This window comes from Romboutsia sp. (assembly GCF_051659545.1).
Taxonomy (GTDB): Bacteria; Bacillota; Clostridia; order Peptostreptococcales; family Peptostreptococcaceae; genus JBOFOR01.
This window is the reverse complement of record NZ_JBOFOR010000123.1, coordinates 1-1432: the sequence shown is the minus strand read 5'-3', so window position 1 is coordinate 1432 and position 1432 is coordinate 1. Positions and strand designations below refer to the sequence as shown.

At 26.1% G+C, this 1432-nt stretch carries 3 protein-coding genes; all 3 read left to right on the top strand.

The window, feature by feature from the left end:
• The coding region (locus tag ACRC03_RS07095) for a hypothetical protein (RefSeq protein WP_438651863.1) at positions 1 to 192 on the top strand (192 nt) is incomplete at its 5' end.
• 84 nt (positions 193 to 276) lie between these two features.
• Positions 277 to 972: a response regulator transcription factor gene (locus ACRC03_RS07090; RefSeq protein ID WP_438651862.1), complete on the top strand. Its 696-nt coding sequence runs from the start codon at positions 277 to 279 to the stop codon at positions 970 to 972.
• A complete protein-coding gene (locus ACRC03_RS07085; RefSeq protein WP_438651861.1) occupies positions 962 to 1297 on the top strand; it encodes a hypothetical protein in 336 nt (111 codons plus the stop codon). Before ACRC03_RS07090 ends, ACRC03_RS07085 begins: the two co-directional genes overlap by 11 nt.
• Positions 1298 to 1432: the final 135 nt, after the last annotated feature.

The window sequence follows — 1432 nt, the reverse complement described above, 5'->3', positions numbered from 1 at the left end:
AAATATTCAAATAGTAACTTTAAGCCAATTTCTTTTGCAAGTGAAAAAAATAAAAATATAGAAAGTGTCCAATTTACTATAAGAACAGAAGGCATATCTATAGAAAAGAAAGAAAACATTGTGAAGGAAGAAAAGAAAGAAGATAATCCGTGGAAAATGTTTCTAAATATATTTAAAAAACAAAGTAATTAAAAGTTTATATTGTATAATAAATATAAAAAGTCATGTCAATAACACTCCATATTGGCATGACTTATAATATTAAGGAGAGTAAAGATGTTAAAAATATTAATAGCAGATGATGATAAGGAAATTGCACTTCTAATAGGAGACTCTTTAAGTGATGAGGGGTTTGAAGTAGTGTTAGCACATGATGGAAAAGAAGCGTTAGAGATTATACATAGTAATTTGGATTTATCTATGATTATATTAGATATTATGATGCCTAAAATGGATGGTTTAGAGGTCTGCAAAAGCATAAGAGATAAGGTATCATGTCCGATAATATTTCTAACAGCTAAGGGGAGAATTTTAGATACTTTATTAGGACTTGAAATGGGAGCAGATGACTATATTACCAAGCCTTTTGTAGTGGAAGAATTAGTAGCAAGAGTAAAAGCACATTTAAGAAGAGAAAAGAGAAAATATGAGGACGAAAATAACAAAATAACTATTGGAGATATAGAAGTATATAAAAATAGTTATGAAGTTTACATAAATAAAAAATTAGTAGAATTATCTACTAGAGAATTTCAATTATTTTTATATCTATGTGAAAATGTAGGACAAGTTTTATCTAGAGAACAAATTTATAATTATGTATGGGGCAATGATTATGGAGACATAGGAACTGTAGCAGTAAATATTAAAAGTCTCAGAAACAAAATAGATAAAGAGAATAAATATATAAAAACTGTTTGGGGAGTAGGATATAAGTTAGTTAAGCCTATGGGACAAAAATATGAAGATTAGAGAAAAGTTAGCAGTAGTAGCAGTAGTAACTTTTATTTTAAATACAACTATTTTATTTGGATATTACAAATATAGTATGTCTGATAAAATATCAAGTTTAATTCAAGGTATAGAAACAAATCTAGATAATAAAGCAAATAAAATTTATCAAGAAATGCTTAAGAATGGTAGTACTGATAATATTGAAAAAATTCTTACAGAGGATAAAGAAAATAATTATTATTTGAGTATTAAAAATACTAATGGAAATCAAATTTATCAGTTTGGAAGAAAACTAGAAGGAACGGTAAAAACAACTTCTATAAAACTAGTAGATATAAAGTAAGCGTCAAAGAATATCCGACTAGAATGCCAATATTTTTTTAGCTAAAATATAAAGTATAAAAACTTGAATATGGAGGCTAACTATGTTAATTGAACAAAGTGAAATAAATTGGGATGAAATTCTAGAAAAATTTGA